At 68.3% G+C, this 14,448-nt stretch carries 17 protein-coding genes; 11 read left to right on the top strand and 6 right to left on the bottom strand.

The genetic code is table 11. The features are described 5' to 3' along the window. Nucleotides 1–89: 89 nt before the first annotated feature. The 3 genes from ABL844_RS06825 to ABL844_RS06815 are packed head-to-tail and all read left to right on the top strand — an operon-like array spanning nucleotide 90 to nucleotide 1,928. Entirely contained in the window at nucleotides 90–362 is a 273-nt protein-coding gene (locus tag ABL844_RS06825) for a hypothetical protein (RefSeq protein WP_369659396.1), read from the top strand. A gap of 26 nt (nucleotides 363–388) precedes the next feature. Further along, nucleotides 389–1,024, top strand: a complete 636-nt coding sequence (locus ABL844_RS06820; protein WP_418130837.1) for an isochorismatase family cysteine hydrolase — start codon at nucleotides 389–391, stop codon at nucleotides 1,022–1,024. A gap of 31 nt (nucleotides 1,025–1,055) precedes the next feature. Further along, entirely contained in the window at nucleotides 1,056–1,928 is an 873-nt protein-coding gene (locus tag ABL844_RS06815; RefSeq protein ID WP_418130836.1) for an SDR family oxidoreductase, read from the top strand. Here ABL844_RS06815 and clsB read toward each other — a convergent pair. Beyond that, nucleotides 1,921–3,120, bottom strand: coding sequence for a cardiolipin synthase ClsB (gene clsB / locus ABL844_RS06810; RefSeq protein WP_418130835.1), 1,200 nt, complete (start codon nucleotides 3,118–3,120; stop codon nucleotides 1,921–1,923). The genes ABL844_RS06815 and clsB overlap by 8 nt on opposite strands. 35 nt (nucleotides 3,121–3,155) lie before the next feature. Continuing rightward, nucleotides 3,156–3,308, bottom strand: a complete 153-nt coding sequence (locus ABL844_RS06805; RefSeq protein ID WP_184635207.1) for a hypothetical protein — start codon at nucleotides 3,306–3,308, stop codon at nucleotides 3,156–3,158. Nucleotides 3,309–3,619: 311 nt separating this feature from the next. Between ABL844_RS06805 and ABL844_RS06800 the strand changes: the two genes are divergently transcribed. Beyond that, complete coding sequence (locus tag ABL844_RS06800) at nucleotides 3,620–4,111, top strand: hemerythrin domain-containing protein (RefSeq protein ID WP_369659399.1); 492 nt, start codon at nucleotides 3,620–3,622, stop codon at nucleotides 4,109–4,111. A 16-nt stretch (nucleotides 4,112–4,127) separates the two neighbouring features. On the opposite strand, the gene ABL844_RS06795 is transcribed toward ABL844_RS06800, so the two are convergent. Then, on the bottom strand, nucleotides 4,128–5,444 hold the full coding sequence (locus tag ABL844_RS06795) for an Nramp family divalent metal transporter (protein ID WP_418124803.1): 1,317 nt from the start codon (nucleotides 5,442–5,444) through the stop codon (nucleotides 4,128–4,130). A 234-nt stretch (nucleotides 5,445–5,678) separates the two neighbouring features. Between ABL844_RS06795 and ABL844_RS06790 the strand changes: the two genes are divergently transcribed. Then, nucleotides 5,679–5,921, top strand: coding sequence for a hypothetical protein (locus ABL844_RS06790; RefSeq protein WP_184635203.1), 243 nt, complete (start codon nucleotides 5,679–5,681; stop codon nucleotides 5,919–5,921). Between the two features lie 17 nt (nucleotides 5,922–5,938). Here ABL844_RS06790 and ABL844_RS06785 read toward each other — a convergent pair whose 3' ends face one another. Both ABL844_RS06785 and ABL844_RS06780 read right to left on the bottom strand, forming a co-directional pair. After that, nucleotides 5,939–6,193: a hypothetical protein gene (locus ABL844_RS06785; RefSeq protein WP_418130834.1), complete on the bottom strand. Its 255-nt coding sequence runs from the start codon at nucleotides 6,191–6,193 to the stop codon at nucleotides 5,939–5,941. Between the two features lie 176 nt (nucleotides 6,194–6,369). Continuing rightward, the gene (locus ABL844_RS06780) at nucleotides 6,370–6,999 is read right to left on the bottom strand and encodes a DUF4337 domain-containing protein (protein WP_418130833.1); all 630 of its coding nucleotides are present in this window, start codon (nucleotides 6,997–6,999) and stop codon (nucleotides 6,370–6,372) included. Nucleotides 7,000–7,121: 122 nt separating this feature from the next. On the opposite strand from ABL844_RS06780, the gene ABL844_RS06775 reads away from it, so the two are divergent. Next, a complete protein-coding gene (locus tag ABL844_RS06775) occupies nucleotides 7,122–8,795 on the top strand; it encodes a SulP family inorganic anion transporter (RefSeq protein ID WP_418130832.1) in 1,674 nt (557 codons plus the stop codon). Here the strand turns inward: ABL844_RS06775 and ABL844_RS06770 are convergent. Continuing rightward, a complete protein-coding gene (locus ABL844_RS06770; protein ID WP_418130831.1) occupies nucleotides 8,767–9,726 on the bottom strand; it encodes a helix-turn-helix domain-containing protein in 960 nt (319 codons plus the stop codon). The genes ABL844_RS06775 and ABL844_RS06770 overlap by 29 nt on opposite strands. A gap of 229 nt (nucleotides 9,727–9,955) precedes the next feature. Here ABL844_RS06770 and ABL844_RS06765 point away from each other — a divergent pair, with 229 nt between their 5' ends. From ABL844_RS06765 to ABL844_RS06745, 5 genes are read left to right on the top strand one after another with little or no spacing between them, the layout of a single operon-like run. Next, on the top strand, nucleotides 9,956–11,146 hold the full coding sequence (locus ABL844_RS06765) for an amino acid ABC transporter substrate-binding protein (RefSeq protein ID WP_418130830.1): 1,191 nt from the start codon (nucleotides 9,956–9,958) through the stop codon (nucleotides 11,144–11,146). A gap of 4 nt (nucleotides 11,147–11,150) precedes the next feature. Further along, nucleotides 11,151–12,029 carry a branched-chain amino acid ABC transporter permease gene (locus tag ABL844_RS06760; protein WP_126023058.1) on the top strand — a complete coding sequence of 293 codons (879 nt, stop codon included), beginning with the start codon at nucleotides 11,151–11,153 and terminating at the stop codon, nucleotides 12,027–12,029. Continuing rightward, nucleotides 12,026–12,964 (top strand): branched-chain amino acid ABC transporter permease, encoded by a 939-nt coding sequence (locus tag ABL844_RS06755; RefSeq protein ID WP_418130829.1) that lies wholly within the window; start codon nucleotides 12,026–12,028, stop codon nucleotides 12,962–12,964. The genes ABL844_RS06760 and ABL844_RS06755 overlap by 4 nt, the downstream gene beginning before the upstream one ends. Beyond that, nucleotides 12,961–13,713, top strand: a complete 753-nt coding sequence (locus ABL844_RS06750) for an ABC transporter ATP-binding protein (RefSeq protein WP_418130828.1) — start codon at nucleotides 12,961–12,963, stop codon at nucleotides 13,711–13,713. The genes ABL844_RS06755 and ABL844_RS06750 overlap by 4 nt, the downstream gene beginning before the upstream one ends. Then, on the top strand, nucleotides 13,710–14,429 hold the full coding sequence (locus ABL844_RS06745; RefSeq protein WP_418130827.1) for an ABC transporter ATP-binding protein: 720 nt from the start codon (nucleotides 13,710–13,712) through the stop codon (nucleotides 14,427–14,429). The genes ABL844_RS06750 and ABL844_RS06745 overlap by 4 nt, the downstream gene beginning before the upstream one ends. Nucleotides 14,430–14,448 lie beyond the last annotated feature (19 nt).

Raw genomic sequence — 14,448 nt, 5'->3', positions numbered from 1 at the left:
TGCTTCGCTCGCGTGCGCAGCCGCTGCGAACACTGGTGCGCAGGATGATCCCTCTTCATCCCCTATTGATCGCAGGCAAGGAGACCGCAATGAGCAGCAGCACCAGCAGCAACCCCCGCGTCACCGGCACCGGAGATGGCACCCGCCCCACCACCAGCGGCGGCGTGGACAACATCGGCGGCGCGGAGTCCTTCACCGCGCGCAAGACCAAGGCCGGCGAAGACGTCGCGGGCCCCGCGCCGCGCGAACGCATGCAGGACAGGAAAAAGGACGTGGAAGGCACGAAGCACGACGACTCCGCGCCTTTCGGCCTGACCGAGGATCTCACGCCCGAGACCAATCGCGACCCCGGCAAGAGCTGAGCAAGCGACCTTTCCGGCTTGTGCACATGGCCACAGCTCGCCGCCTCAGCGCCAGTTCGTCGCCGCCGCGCGGCGCGCTGGCGGTCGAGGCGGCCAATGGCGGGACCGCCCTTCTCATCGTCGACATGATCAGCTGCTGGGACTTTCCCGACGCCGACAGGCTGCTGCCCGCCGCCGTGGCGGTCGCGCCTGCCATCGCAGCCCTGAAGCGGCGGTGCAAGGCGCGGGACGTGCCGGTGATCTATGCCAACGACAACCGCGGGCGCTGGCGCTCCGACTTGAGCGCGCTGGTCGATCTGTCGATGGCCGGCGGCGGCCCCGGCGCAGCCGTCACTGCCGGCCTCGCGCCGGACCATGACGACTACTTCGTGCTCAAGCCGCAGCAATCCGCCTTCGTCGCCACGCCGCTCGAACAGCTGCTGGGCGTGCTGAAGGCCCGCCGCCTCGTCGTGACCGGCGTGGCCAGCGACCAGTGCGTGCTGAGCACAGCCTCCGACGCGCGCATGCGCGGCTTCGAGGTGGTGCTTCCCAAGGACTGCACGGCCACGCAGACGGCCAGGCGCCACGCGATGCTGCTGGAGCAGTGCGACACGGTCTTCGGCATCGCTACCACCTCCGGCTCGCGCATCCGCCTGCCCGCCGAGCGAGCGCGCAAGCGTTGAGCCCGTTGTTTCAACCCGTTTGGAGAAAGCCATGACACACCCCATGCAATCCGGCCCGAAGCCACCCTTCGACACGCCCCGCCAGGCACCGCCCGGCCTCGAATCGCGGATGGATCCGCCGCCAGACTTCGGCGAGTCTTCGTACGTCGGCTCCGGCAAGCTCGTCGGGAAGGCGGCGCTCATCACCGGCGGAGACAGCGGCATCGGCCGCGCCGTCGCCCTGGCCTTCGCGCGCGAGGGCGCGGACGTGCTGATCTCCTATCTTGCGGAGGAAGAGCCCGACGCCCGTCGCACCGCCGAACTCATCGAGAAGGAGGGCCGCACCTGCGTTGCCGTGCCCGGCGACATCCGCGAGGAGCCCCATTGCAAGAAGCTGGTGGACACCGCCATGGAGCGCTTCGGCAAGCTCGACGTGCTGGTGAACAACGCGGCCTTCCAGATGGCACACAAGGACCTGGCCGAGATCACGGCCGAGGAGCTGGACCGCACCTTCCGCACCAACGTCTACGCCAACTTCTTCCTTTGCAAGGCAGCGGCCGCCTGCATGAAGCCGGGCAGCGCCATCATCAGCACCGCATCGGTCAACGCCGACAAGCCCAACGCCACGCTGGTGGCCTACGCGGCGACCAAGGGGGCGATCCAGAACATGTCCGGCGGCATGGCGCAGCTGCTGGCCGAGAAGGGCATCCGCGTGAACTGCGTGGCGCCCGGCTCGTTCTGGACGCCGCTGATCCCTTCGACCCTCCCGCCCGACAAGGTGAAGAACTTCGGCATGCAGACACCGATGAAGCGGCCCGGCCAGCCGGCGGAGCTGCAGGCGGTGTATGTGCTGCTCGCCTCCGACCAGGCGAGCTACATCTCGGGAGCCACGGTGGCGGTGACCGGGGGCGTGCCCTTCATCTGAGTGGCGGGGCCGGCTGGCGCGCGCCGCCATCGCTGCCCGCCAGTACCTGCAGTTTCTGCCGCCTGCCCGGCAGCCAGGTGCCGATGCGCGACACCCAGCGCAGCACGTGGAAGACGATGAAGCTGCCCAGCGGCGGCCATCGGTTCCATGCGGACAGCTTCTCGCGCTGCACGATCTCGCATTCGGTCTCCAGCGCCGCCAGGTGCCTGGCCACCTGTGAATTGAACGCGCGGCTCACGATGACCACGTTGGCCTCCATGTTGAGCGTGAGGCTCAGCGGATCGAGGTTGCTGGAGCCCACGGTGCTCCATGCGTCGTCCACGATGGCTACCTTGCCGTGCAGCGGGCGCGCGCAGTATTTATGCACCTCCACGCCCGCGCCCAGCAGGTGGCCGTAGAGCAGCTGGGTCGCGAAGCGCACCGATTTCATGTCGGGCATGCCCTGCAGGAACAGCTTCACCTCCACGCCACGCGCGGCGGCCCGGCACAGGTCGCGGAACAGGCGATAGCCCGGAAAGAAATAGGCATTGGCGATGACGATGCGGGCGCGCGCGGTGCGGATGGCCTGGCGGTAGATCTTCTCGATGCTGTCGGGCGAGGCCATGTTGTCCCTTCGCGCGAACAGCACCGCGGCCTTGCCGGCGGCCGGCGGCGGTGCCTCGATATCCTGGGGAACGCGGGTGTCTCCCGCGGTGTGCTGCATGAAGCTGCGTATGCGCCCGACGATGGGTCCGCGCAGTTCCACCGCGTAGTCCTGCTTGGCCAGCTCGCCGAAGTCCAGCAATTGGTCGGCGCAGAAATTGATGCCCCCCACGAAGGCCACTGTGTCGTCGACCACCACAAGCTTGCGGTGCATGCGCCGCAGCAGGTTGAGCTGCTGGCCGAAGAGCGACCGCCCCGGATCGAACACGTGCACTTCCACACCCGCCTGCGTCAGCCGCGCGAGAAAGCGCCCCGACAGCCGGGGCGAGCCGAATCCGTCAATGGTGAGCACCGTGCGCACGCCGCGGTCTGCACACTCGCGCAGCGCGTCGCTCAGCGCGCGGCCGACCTTGTCCTCCTCGAGGATGAAGGTTTCGAGCAGCACCCACTGGCGAGCCTGCGCGATGGCATCGAAGACGCGCGGGAAGAATTCGTCGCCATTCTCCAGCAGGCGCGCCGCGTTACCGTGGGTCCAGTCCTCGCGCGTCACTTGCCGAGGCCTTGCTGACTGTTCGTGCCGGTGGCTCAGCCGTGGCGCTTGAAGTACTGCACTTCGCGCTCGTGCTGCTGCGCCGCCTCGCGCGAATCGAAGGTGCCGAGGTTGCGCCGCTTGCCGGTCTTCGGGTCGACCTTGCGGGCGTAGAGGCGGTACTGGCCGGATGCGAGCTTGCGGATCATGGGAGCGTCCTTTCGCCGAAGCACCTGACCTCGCGGGCACCGCGCCCGCGACCCGGATCGGTGCGCCGTCGATGCACGCTAGCGCGCCCACCGGGCCTCTCTGTCAGGCCATGCACTACGTGGGGGTGGGATTTCGCTGGCGATGCCGGCTTTCGAACACCGGTGTTGCAGCTTGTTGCGCGCAGAGAAAAGCGCCGCCAAGGGCGTACGACGCTCTCCTACGCGAAGCGGGCGAGCCGCGGTCCATCTTGCGGCTTCACCTTCTTTTCTTCTTTGTGTTCCCTTTTCATCAACCCACCATGGAGCCCACGATGTCAACGACCCGCCGTGCAACCCCCGACGCCTGCAGCCTCCTCGATACCGACCACAAGAACGTGAAGAAGCTCTTCACGGCGTACGACGAACTCGCCCACTCCCGCTCCCAGAGCGCACCCGGGAAAAAGCGCGATCTGGCGATGCAGATCTGCATGGAGCTGCAGGTGCACACGCAGATCGAGGAAGAAATCTTCTACCCCGCCCTGCGCGAAGCCATCAGCGAGACCGACCTGCTCGACGAGGCCGAGGTTGAGCACGCCAGCGCCAAGGAGCTGATCGCGCAGATCCAGGACGCCACCGAGATCGACGAGAAGTTCGACGCCAAGGTGAAGGTGCTCGGCGAGTACATCGACCACCACGTGAAGGAAGAGCGCAACGAGATCTTCGTGAAGGCGCGCGCGACGCGCGGGCTCGACCTCGTCGCCATGCGCGAGCAGCTTGCGCAGCGCAAGGAAGAGCTGATGGCCGAGATGGAGGTGATGGCCTGACCGGGGCCGGGCCCGCTCAGGACCACGCGGCAGCGAGCGTCGCCACGGCGGCCACCAGCATCACGCCGGTGGCCGCCCATCCCACGATCTTCAGGCGGCGCGCAATCACCAGTTCGCCCATCACCGCGCGGCTCGACGCGGCCAGCATCACGCCGATCATGATCGGCACCGAGGCCAGCGCGTTGATGATGGCGGCATAGACCAGCGCAGTCATCGGGCTGATGCCCGAGAGGCCGATGGCCAGCCCGATCAGCATCGCAGCCGCAAGGATGGCGTAGAACGCCGGGGCCTTGCCCGGCGCATGGTCCAGGCCCTTGCGAACGCCCAGCAGGCTCGCCAGCGCATACGCGGCCGAGCCGGCGAGCACGGGCAACGCAAGCAGCCCGGTTCCCACGATGCCCATGCCGAACAGGACGAAAGCCGCCTCGCCCGCCACCGGCTTGAGCGCCTGCGCTGCTTGCGCAGTCGTCTCGATGGAAGTCTGGCCGTGCGCATGCAGGGTGGCCGCCGTCGCGATGATCATGAAGAAGGCGATGGCATTGGAGAAGCCCATGCCCACCCAGGTGTCGATCTTCAGGCGGCGCAGTTGGCCCGGCGCCTGCGCGGGCGCGTGCCGCAGGGCCTGGTCCTGCGGCACGCGCTTGATCTCCTCCACCTCCTGGGAGGCCTGCCAGAAGAACAGGTAAGGGCTGATGGTGGTGCCGAGGATCGCGACCCAGGTGGTGATGAAATCCTTGTTCCACTGCAGGTGCGGCAGCAGAGCGCCCTTGGCTGCGGCCGCCCAGTCGACGTGGGCGGCGAAGGCCACCGCCACGTACGAGAGCAACGAGAGCGTGAGCCACTTCAGCACCCGCACGTAGCGTTCGTAGGGCAGCCAGATCTGCAGCGCCAGCGACACCACGCCGAAGCCGATTGCATAGGCTGCCTTGGAGCCCCCCGCCACCAGCGCGGAAACATCGGCCATCGCGTTCAGGTCGGCACCCAGGTTGATCACGTTGGCAACCACCAGCGAACCCACCAGCAGCCACACCACCCAGCGCGGCCACAGCCGCAGGAAGGCCTCCGTCAGCCCATGGCCGCTGACCCGGCCGATACGCGCGCTGGCGAGTTGTATGCCGACCATCAGCGGATAGGTCAGCAGCAGCGTCCAGCCCATGTCGTAGCCGAACTTCGAGCCGGCCTGGGAGTAGGTGGCGATGCCGCTGGGGTCGTCGTCGGCCGCGCCCGTGATGAGGCCGGGGCCAAGCTTGGAGAGCCAGCCCTTGCGCCCGGGTGGCTCCGCCTGCCCCCGCTCTCCTCCCGCGTCCGGTCCCGCCGCTTCCATCTGAGTCATCGCGTGCTCCTTGCCGGGTGCTCTGGCTGCCGGCCCGGTCAATCTGGACGAGGCACCGGTGCCGGGGTGTCGGACAAGAGCATCTCGCGTTGCCAGCGTTCGGGTGTCTTCGCGACAGGGGCCTCAGTGGATGTCCGACACATGGCGCCTCATGAAGTCCTAGCGTTTCCCTTGAACGTGCGGATGTCTGCGCTCCTGCATTCATCCGCGCCGTCGCAGGAAAGGAAAGATGCCATGAGCGAACTATCGAGAAGACAGCAGGCGAGGGACGACCGGCGCGACAACCAGCGCGTGTTCGTGTTCAGCGTGACAGTGGCCATCCTCGTGATGCTCGGCGCGCTGATCTACTTCTACGCCGTGGACAAGCGCGGCGAAGGCCCCTCGCGTGAAACAGCCCCGCCGCCGGCCGCGCAGGTGCAGGGTGGCGCGCAGACCGCTCCCACCACGGCGCCGACGGCTCCGCAGCAGCAGAAGTAGGCAGACAGGCAGGCTCCTCAGGTGGGAAGTGTCGTCTGCTCTTCGTCGTCGAGTTGCGCCTGCTCTATCCAGGCGATGCAGCGGCACTTCAGGATGCCGATGCCGGTCTCGACCGAAATGCCGGGCCGCGTCAGCACCAGCTTGCACCGATGTTCGCCCCGGAACGCGATGTCCCCCACCGCGGCGAAGTTGCCGTCATCGGCCTTCAGCAGGCTGATAGTGCAGGTCCACGGCCCTGCTCGGCCGTCGTAGACGAAAGTTTCTCCATCCATGGCACACCCCGGTACTCAGTACAGGCGTGCCACCAGGATCGATGGGTTGGCGCGAGCAACAAGTGAACCCACCATACGCGCATTGCCTGGCGCGCGCCAAGCTTTATTCCGGAGGGAGGGCTTCTTGACGGGTGTCCGGTTTCGGCGCGATTTCGGAGCCCGAGGGGCCCGGGGGGTTACACGTGGAATGCGGCCAAACCACCCACGGCAAGCCCCGCCACCGCCACCCCGAACATCGCCCGCTCCAGCCATTTGTTCTTCGTCAGCAGCGCAATGGCAGCCAACGCAATCGAAACCTGCAGCACGGTAGTCGCCTGAGCCCACCGGTGATGCTGATGCATCTGCTCATCCGACTTCGCATCCCACTTGCTTGCTTCCGCCTCCAGTTTCTTCGCCTCGGTCTGGATGTCGGTCTTCTCCTGCTCGTAGCGCGCCACCTTGGCCTGCCAGCCCTGCCTGCGCGCGTCGTCGGTCGCGGTGTCGCGGGCGAATTCGGCGAGGGCCTGCTTGGTGCTCTTCGACTGGAAGTAGTTCCACTGGTTGGAGGCTTCGGTCTTCTTGATGGCGGCGTTGTTCTTGTAGATGCCGGCGTTGGCCTGGGTGGCACCGCCCATGTACGCGAAGATGGCGCCGAAGGTGGCGATGACGGCGGTGCACATCGCGATCTTGCTCGTCGTGCTCATGCCGCCGGAGTGCTCCGCTGCCGGGGCTGCGTGATGGCCGTCGCCATGACCGTGGCCGCCCGATGCGGCGTGTTCGAGTTCGTGATCGTGCGGGCCGTGCACGTGAAAGCCGTGTCCTGACATGGGATCCTTGTTGTAGAGAGATATGGTTTTTCGGGCGCGCGCGAGTATGCCCGTTCAATGAGTCAGCTTCCGGTCCGCGAGCCATTGCCAGCATGGGGCGACAACAGCACACTTGCCTGCCCATGGCCGCCGAACCCTCGCCGACACCGACAGCCAACGCCCGCCACCCCGGCTTCGCCGACATCGTGGCCGGCATTTCCATCGCCGGCCTGCTTCTTCCCGAGGCTGTGGCCTATTCGGGCATCGCGGGGCTGCCGCCGCAGGCCGGAGTGATCGCACTCTTCGCGGGGCTGCTGGTCTACGGCCTCTTCGGCAGCAGCCGCTTCGCAATCGTTTCCGCCACCTCTTCGTCTGCCGCGGTGCTGTTCGCCGCCACCACGTCGGTGACGGGAGTGGACACCGCCACGCGGCTGGCGATGGGCATGGGCATCGTTCTTCTCGCCGGGGTGTTCTTCGTCATCGCGGGCATTGCCCGGCTCGGCGCGGTGTCCAGCCTGATCGCCAAGCCCGTGCTGCGTGGCTTCGCGCTGGGGCTGGCGCTCACCATCGTGGTCAAGCAGTTGCCCAAGGTGCTCGACGTGCATCCGGCGCACAGCGATTTCTTCCGGCTCTTCGCAGGGCTGGTGGCCGACTGGCGGCACTGGAACATCGCGGGCGCGGCAATGGCGCTCATGGCACTGGTGCTGCTGCGCGGCCTTGCACGCTGGCGCGCGGTGCCGGCGGCGCTGCTGGTGATCGTGGCCGGCATCGTGCTCGACGTGTACGGCCTCTGCCACGCATGGGGCGTGGCGGCGGTGGGGCCGATCTCGCTCGACTTCTCTCATCCGACGGTGCCGCAACTCGACCGGGCGCAGTGGCAGAACCTCGGCGGGCTGGCTTTCGCAATGGCGCTGATCCTCTATGCGGAGTCCTACGGCTCGATCCGTACCTTCGCGATGCGCCATGGCGACAACGTGTCGGCCAACCGCGACCTGCTGGCGCTGGGCGGCGCGAACCTGCTGTCGGCGCTGTTCCAGGGCATGCCGGTGGGCGCGGGCTACTCGGCCACCTCGGCCAACGAATCCGCGGGTGCCAGGAGCCGGGCGGCCGGCATCGTGGCGGGGCTGGTGGTGCTGGTGGCGGTGCTCACGCTGCTGCCGTGGATCGCGCACACGCCCGAGCCTTTGCTGGCGGCCATCGTGATCCACGCAGTGGGCCACACGCTGAGCCCTACGGCGCTGCGGCCCTACTTCCAGTGGCGGCGCGACCGGCTGGTGGCGCTGGTGGCCGTTGCTGCGGTGCTGGTGCTGGGCGTGCTCAACGGTCTGCTGGCGGCCATCGGCGTGAGTATCCTGCTGCTGCTGCGCGGCTTCACGCGCACCACCGTGAGCTGGCTCGGGCGGCTCGGCCAGAGCCACGACTTCGTCGATACCGCGCGCCACCCCGAGGCGGTGGTGCCCCCGGGTGTGCTGATCGCGCGGCCCGAGGTGCCGCTCTTCTTCGGCAATGCGGACGCGGTGTTCGCGTCGATACGCGCGCGCATCGACGCCACGCAGGGCCTGCAGCGCATGGTGCTGAGCCTGGAGGAATCGCCGGACCTCGACGCGACCAGCATCGAGGCGCTGTGCGACTTTGCGGCCTACGTGCGCGTGCGGGGCGTTCGCCTCTCGCTGGCGCGCGTGAAGGACGACGTGCGAGACCTGCTGGCCAAGGTGGATTCTCCCGACCTGCATGCCGAGGTGTACGCGCCGTGGAGCGTGGACGACGCGGTGCCGCGCGCCGCGGCGCCTAGCCCCGCAGCGCAGCCTGCCGCCTGAACTCGCTCGGGCTGCCGCCCGTGTGCTCGCGGAACACGCGGCTGAAGTGCGAGAGGTTGCCGAAGCCCGAGGCCAGCGCGATGTCGGTGATCGACCTTGCGGCGTTTGCCGGGTCGAGCAGTTCGCGGATGCTCGCTGCAAGCCGCTGGTGCTGGATGTAGCCGTTGAGCGTCTCGTCGTCGTCGGCGAAGGCGCTGTGCAGCAGGCGCTTGCTGCAGCGCAGGGCCAGGGCCATGCTGTCGATCGACAGCGCCGGGTCGTGCAGGTTCTGCGCAACGTGGCGGCGGATGCGGTCTTTCAGGGCCTCGCGCTGCGTCTGCGGCGTTTCCTGGCCCGCCAGCTCCATCAGCGAAAGGCGCACGAGCTGGATCAGCAGTTCGCCCGCGCCGCGCGCGGCGGCCTCGCTCATGAAGGGCAGCTCCAGGTAGGTGTTGCGCATGGTCTCCAGCGCCACGCGCGAGATGCCGCTGCCGCCGCCGATGCGCCGCGCCACCAGGTCGTTGAGCGGCAGCGCGGGCGATGCGATCTGGTTCTTGGGCAGCATCACGATCAGGTGGTCGCTGCGCTCGGGGTTGGCCACGGTGTAGTCGGCGGTGGTGTCGTAGAGCGTCCATCCGCCCGAGCGCACCGCCGCGGCGCGGCCGCGCTGCGTGACCTCGGCCGAGCCCTGCCAGGGCGCGACGATCTTCACGTAGGGCGCCTCGCTCAGCCGCGCCATCTGCGTAGTGCGCAGCACGCGGTGGCGGTTGGCCTCCAGCCGCGTGAGGATCACGTCGCCCGCGTGCGAGGCCGCGAGGTGGCCGTCGAATTCGCTGTCGTCGTAGAGGTCGGAGCCCAGTCCGCCGAAGTGGCGCCACACCCATTCGCACCACAGCGGCCCGCGCTCCTTGGGCGGGATCTGGTCGGTGGACAGGAGCAGCGAGGCGGTCATGCGGGCTGGGCGGCTGTAACGGCAGTGGGGACGAGAACGAAAGATTTCAGCACGAAGCCGGGTTGCCGCGCATTGTGAAGCGCCTTCGCGGCCCAAGGGATTGCGGGTTAACCACTAGGCGCGTGCACGCTGCGTCAAGTGCTTTGTGCGCGGCTGGCACAGCGCGCGAAGGCTGCGATTTCTACGATTCCGGGCAGCGGGCGCATACCGACGCCCGGAGGAGACTTCAATGCTTCGACCCGATCGCCGCACCTGGATCAAGGGCACCGCCACCGCCCTCGGAGCGGCCGCCGTCGCGCCGCAACTGTTCGCCCAGAGCGGGCCCGTGAAGATCGGCTACGCCATCGCACGCACAGGCCCCTGGGCGGCAGGCGCGCAGGTGAGCCAGGAACCCAACTACCTGCTGTGGGCCGAGCAGGTCAACGCGGCGGGCGGGCTCTCGGTGAAAGGCACGAGGCGCCCCATCGAGCTGATCGGCTACGACGACCGCAGCGAGACCGAGACCTGCGTTCGCACCTTCGAGAAGCTCATGGGCAGCGACAAGGTCGACCTGGTGCTGCCGCCCTGGGGCTCCGGCGCCAACTTCGCGGTCGCGCCGCTGGCCAACCGCTTCGGCTATCCGCTGCTGGCGCCCACCGCGCTCTCGCGCAAGCTGATCGACATGCGCCTGCCCTTCTTCTTCTCGCTGCTCCAGCAGCCCGACAAGATGATGGGCGCGCTGGTCGACATGCTGGTGGCGAACAATGTGAAGACCATCGCCATCGTCTACATGGACGACCTGTTCGGGCTGGAGAACTTCGCGGCGCTGAACAACGCGCTGAAGAAGACGAGCATCCAGGTGGTGGAGCGCAAGAGCTACCCGCTGGGCGTGAAAGACCTCGCGCCGGTGCTGCGCACCATCAAGGACCTGAACCCCGACGCCTTCATCGGCATCACCTACCCGCCGGACACCATCCTCGCGAGCCGGCAGGCGCGCGAGGTGGGATTCAACCCGAAGCATTTCTACGCTTCTGTCGGCACCGCCTTCCAGCTCTACAGGAACGTGATGGCCGCCAACACCGAGGGCGTGATCGGCATGGGCTCGTGGAACGGCAAGACAAGCCCCGAGGCCAAGGCCTACTTCGACGCGCACACGAAGAAGTTCGGCAAGGAGCCCGATCGCTGGGCCAGCGGCCATGCATGGGCCGGGCTGCAGATACTGCAGCAGGCGGTGGAGAAGATCGGGCTGGACCGCAAGGCGCTGCGCGAGCACATCGCGAAGAACGAGTTCAAGACCATCCTCGGCCCGATCCGCTTCGAGGGCAGCGAGAACGCGTCGATTCCGGGCACGGTGTCGCAATGGCAGGGCAGCGACTTCGAAGTCGTCTGGCCGAAGGACCGCGCCACCGCGCAGCTGATGCCGAAGCCGGCCTGGAAGTAGGCACGTGTCTTTCTCCGGATGGGCCGAGCTTCTGGCCGGCGGGCTGATCACGGGCGGCATCTACGCGCTGGTGGCCATCGGGCTGAACCTGCAGTACGGGCTGATGCGCATCATGAACATATCGCACGGCGAGTTCCTGATGCTGGGCGCCTTCGCGACATGGTGGGCGCACACCGCGCTGGGCGTATCGCCGCTGCTGTTCATGCCGGTTGCCTTCCTGCTGCTGATGGCGCTGGGCATGGCGGTGCACCGGCTGTGCTTCCGGCAGGTGGCGGCGCGCGCGCCGAACGTGGACGTGTTCGAGGCGCGCAGCCTGATGGTGGGCTTCGGCCTGATGTTCCTGGTGCAGAACACCGCCCTGCTCATGTGGGGCGGCGACCTGCGCGGCTACGACTACCTGGCCGACCCGGTGCAGCTGGGCGAGATGCGCTTCACCGCCAACAAGCTGGTGCTCTTCGGCGTGGCGCTGGCGCTGAGCCTGGTGCTCATCGCGCTGCTCAAGCTCACGCTGCTGGGCAAGGCGGTGCGCGCGCTGATGCAGTCGCCCACCGGCGCGCAGCTGGTGGGCATCAACACCAGACGGCTGCATCCGCTGATGTTCGGCATCGGCCTGGGCCTGTCGGGCGTGGCCGGCTCGCTGCTGTCGATGACCTATGAAATCTCTCCCTCGATGGGCGAGCCCTACACGGTGACGGCGCTGATCGTCATCACCCTCGGCGGCTTCGGCAGCGTCGCGGGCAGTCTGGTCGGCGGCCTGCTGCTGGGCGTGGTGGAGGCGCTGGGCATGCACTTCACCAGCCCCTCTCTCAAGATGCTGCTGTCTTACGCCGTGTTCATCGGCGTGCTGATCTGGCGGCCCAACGGACTGTTCTCCAGAAAATGACTCTTCTCCCGTCTGCAACGAACAAGCCCTGGTGGGTGCTCGGCGCCGGCCTCGTGCTGGCGGCTGCCGTGCCATGGGTGGCGACGGAGTTCGTGGCCTCGGTCGCGCTCGGCTGCCTGATGTACATCGCGCTGGCCACGAGCTGGTCGCTCTTCTGCGGTGCCACGCGCTATCTCTCGCTCGCCACCTCGGCCTTCTTCGGGCTCGGCGCGTATGCGAGCGCGACGCTGCTCGAGGTTCTGCCCTGGCCGCTGGTGATATTGAGCGGCGCAGCCATCGCGAGCGCGGTGGCGGTGCTGATGGGCGCGGCGGTGCTGCACCTGCGCGGCACCTACTTCGCGGTGCTGACCTTCGGCATGACGGAACTGATCCGCCACGCCGTGACCTTCGTCGAGAAGCAGGTTTCGGGCACGGTGGGCCGCGTGCTGACGGTGGTGCCGTCGAACGAGATGGTGTATCTCACGGTGCTGGCAATCGCGGGTGCGGCCATCGCGACCGCCCTGCTCGTCAAGCGCAGCCGCTTCGGGCTCGCGCTCGCAGGCATCGGCGCCGACGAGCAGCGCGCGCAGACGCTGGGTGTGGACACGCGCCGCGCCAAGGTGATGGGCTTCGCGCTCACCGCCGCCTTCGCGGGTGCGGTCGGCGCGGCCATGGCGGTGCGCTGGACCTACATCGATCCGCCGGCGGTGTTCAGCCCCTTCATCGGCTTCCAGACCGTGCTGATCGCGATGATCGGCGGCGCGGCCAGCATCGGCGGGCCGGTGGCGGCGGCGGTGGTGTTCAGCCTGCTGTCGGAAACGCTGCGGCTGCAGCTGCCCTACGGCTACATGATGGTGCTGGGGCTGCTGCTGATCCTTTGCGTGATGTACCTGCCCGACGGGCTCGCGTCGCTGTGGCGGCGCAAGGCGCCGGCGTCGAGGGAGGCGCGGCCATGAGCAATCCGCGGATCCTGCTGGAAGCCCGCGAGCTCACGGTGCGCTTCGGTGGCCTCACCGCCGTCGACTCGGTGAGCGCCACGCTGCGCTCGGGCGAGATCGTCGGAATCATCGGGCCGAACGGCGCGGGCAAGACGACCTTCTTCAACGCCATCTCGGGCGTGGTCATGCCGACCTCCGGCCGGCTGCTGGTGGAGGACGGCATCGAGCTGACGCGGCGCGGCCCGCACCTGTACGCGGCCCACGGCATCGCGCGCACCTTCCAGACGCCGCGCGTGATGGCCGACATGACGCTGGCAGACAACGTTCGCTTCGGCATGCAGTTCGCGGGCAGGCACCGCGAGCCCATCGCGGGGCTGGGCAGCACGGGCGAGATTCTCGACATGCTGGGCCTCGGCGCGCTCGCGAACAACACCGCCGCCGGCATCACGCCCTCGCAGCAGCGGCTGCTGGAGATCGGCATGGCGCTCGGCACCCGGCCGCGCGTGTTGCTGCTCGACGAGGTGGCGGCCGGGCTCACCGAGGCGGAGGTCGACGCGATGGCGCGGCGCATCCGCCGGCTACGCGACGAGCACGGGCTCACGGTCGTGTGGATCGAGCATGCGGTGGCCACGCTGCTGAAGTACGTGGAGCGCGTGCTGGTGCTGCACCAGGGCCGCAAGATCGCCGACGGCACGCCCGCCGAGGTGGTGCGCAACGCGGAGGTGGTCGAGGCCTATCTCGGCGACGAGATGGAGGCGACGGCATGAGCGGCACGAACATGAGCCACATGAGCGTGCGCGGCCTGTCGGCCGGCTATCACGGCTTCCAGGTCATCCAGGGCATGAGCCTGGAAGTGCACCCCGGCGTGACCGTGGTGCTGGGCCCCAACGGCGCGGGCAAGACCACGCTGCTGAAGGCGCTGGCCGGCCTGCTGCCGCGAACCGGCGAGGTGCTGCTCGACGGCGTCGCGCTGCCTGCGGCCGACGCTGCCGCTTGCGTGAAGCGCGGCCTCGCGCTGGTGGCCGAGGGGCGCCAGCTCTTTGCGCAGATGACGGTCACCGAGAACCTGGAGCTTGGCGGCTGGCTCATTCCGGCGCGGCTGCGCGCCGAGCGCCTCGCGCGCGCCTTCGACGACTTTCCGCGCCTGAAGGAGCGCGCCACGCAGCTCGCCGGCACCATGAGCGGCGGCGAGCAGCAGATGGTGGCCGTGGCCCGCGCCATGATGAGCGGGCCGCGCCTCCTGATGCTCGACGAGCCCTCGCTGGGCCTCGCGCCGCGCATGGTCGACGAGCTGCTGTCCATCGTGCGCCGCATCGCCTCGCAGGGCGTGACGGTGCTGATGGTCGAGCAGAACGTGCGCAAGGCGCTGCAGGCCGCCGACCGGGGCTATGTGCTCGAACGCGGGCGCGTCGTGGCTTCGGGCGAGGCGCAGGCGCTGCTGAATTCCGACGCGGTGCGCCAGGCCTACCTGGGCGTCGCCTGATACCCCCTCTTTCTTCTTT

This window comes from Variovorax sp. 278MFTsu5.1, assembly GCF_048305045.1.
Classification (GTDB): Bacteria; Pseudomonadota; Gammaproteobacteria; order Burkholderiales; family Burkholderiaceae_C; genus Variovorax; species Variovorax guangxiensis.
The sequence above is the reverse complement of the archived record's forward strand: the minus strand, read 5'-3'. Positions and strand labels throughout refer to the sequence as shown.

What these genes read in the sequence shown, in the direction of transcription:
- ABL844_RS06775 (WP_418130832.1), top strand. Translation starts at nt 7,122, where the DNA reads ATGGCCGCCGAACCCTCGCCGACACCGACAGCCAACGCCCGCCACCCC.
- ABL844_RS06825 (WP_369659396.1), top strand. Translation starts at nt 90, where the DNA reads ATGAGCAGCAGCACCAGCAGCAACCCCCGCGTCACCGGCACCGGAGAT.
- ABL844_RS06800 (WP_369659399.1), top strand. Translation starts at nt 3,620, where the DNA reads ATGTCAACGACCCGCCGTGCAACCCCCGACGCCTGCAGCCTCCTCGAT.
- ABL844_RS06770 (WP_418130831.1), bottom strand. Translation starts at nt 9,726, where the DNA reads ATGACCGCCTCGCTGCTCCTGTCCACCGACCAGATCCCGCCCAAGGAG.
- ABL844_RS06765 (WP_418130830.1), top strand. Translation starts at nt 9,956, where the DNA reads ATGCTTCGACCCGATCGCCGCACCTGGATCAAGGGCACCGCCACCGCC.
- ABL844_RS06750 (WP_418130828.1), top strand. Translation starts at nt 12,961, where the DNA reads ATGAGCAATCCGCGGATCCTGCTGGAAGCCCGCGAGCTCACGGTGCGC.
- ABL844_RS06780 (WP_418130833.1), bottom strand. Translation starts at nt 6,999, where the DNA reads ATGTCAGGACACGGCTTTCACGTGCACGGCCCGCACGATCACGAACTC.
- ABL844_RS06815 (WP_418130836.1), top strand. Translation starts at nt 1,056, where the DNA reads ATGACACACCCCATGCAATCCGGCCCGAAGCCACCCTTCGACACGCCC.
- ABL844_RS06745 (WP_418130827.1), top strand. Translation starts at nt 13,710, where the DNA reads ATGAGCGGCACGAACATGAGCCACATGAGCGTGCGCGGCCTGTCGGCC.
- ABL844_RS06795 (WP_418124803.1), bottom strand. Translation starts at nt 5,444, where the DNA reads ATGACTCAGATGGAAGCGGCGGGACCGGACGCGGGAGGAGAGCGGGGG.
- ABL844_RS06755 (WP_418130829.1), top strand. Translation starts at nt 12,026, where the DNA reads ATGACTCTTCTCCCGTCTGCAACGAACAAGCCCTGGTGGGTGCTCGGC.
- ABL844_RS06785 (WP_418130834.1), bottom strand. Translation starts at nt 6,193, where the DNA reads ATGGATGGAGAAACTTTCGTCTACGACGGCCGAGCAGGGCCGTGGACC.
- ABL844_RS06790 (WP_184635203.1), top strand. Translation starts at nt 5,679, where the DNA reads ATGAGCGAACTATCGAGAAGACAGCAGGCGAGGGACGACCGGCGCGAC.
- ABL844_RS06820 (WP_418130837.1), top strand. Translation starts at nt 389, where the DNA reads ATGGCCACAGCTCGCCGCCTCAGCGCCAGTTCGTCGCCGCCGCGCGGC.
- ABL844_RS06805 (WP_184635207.1), bottom strand. Translation starts at nt 3,308, where the DNA reads ATGATCCGCAAGCTCGCATCCGGCCAGTACCGCCTCTACGCCCGCAAG.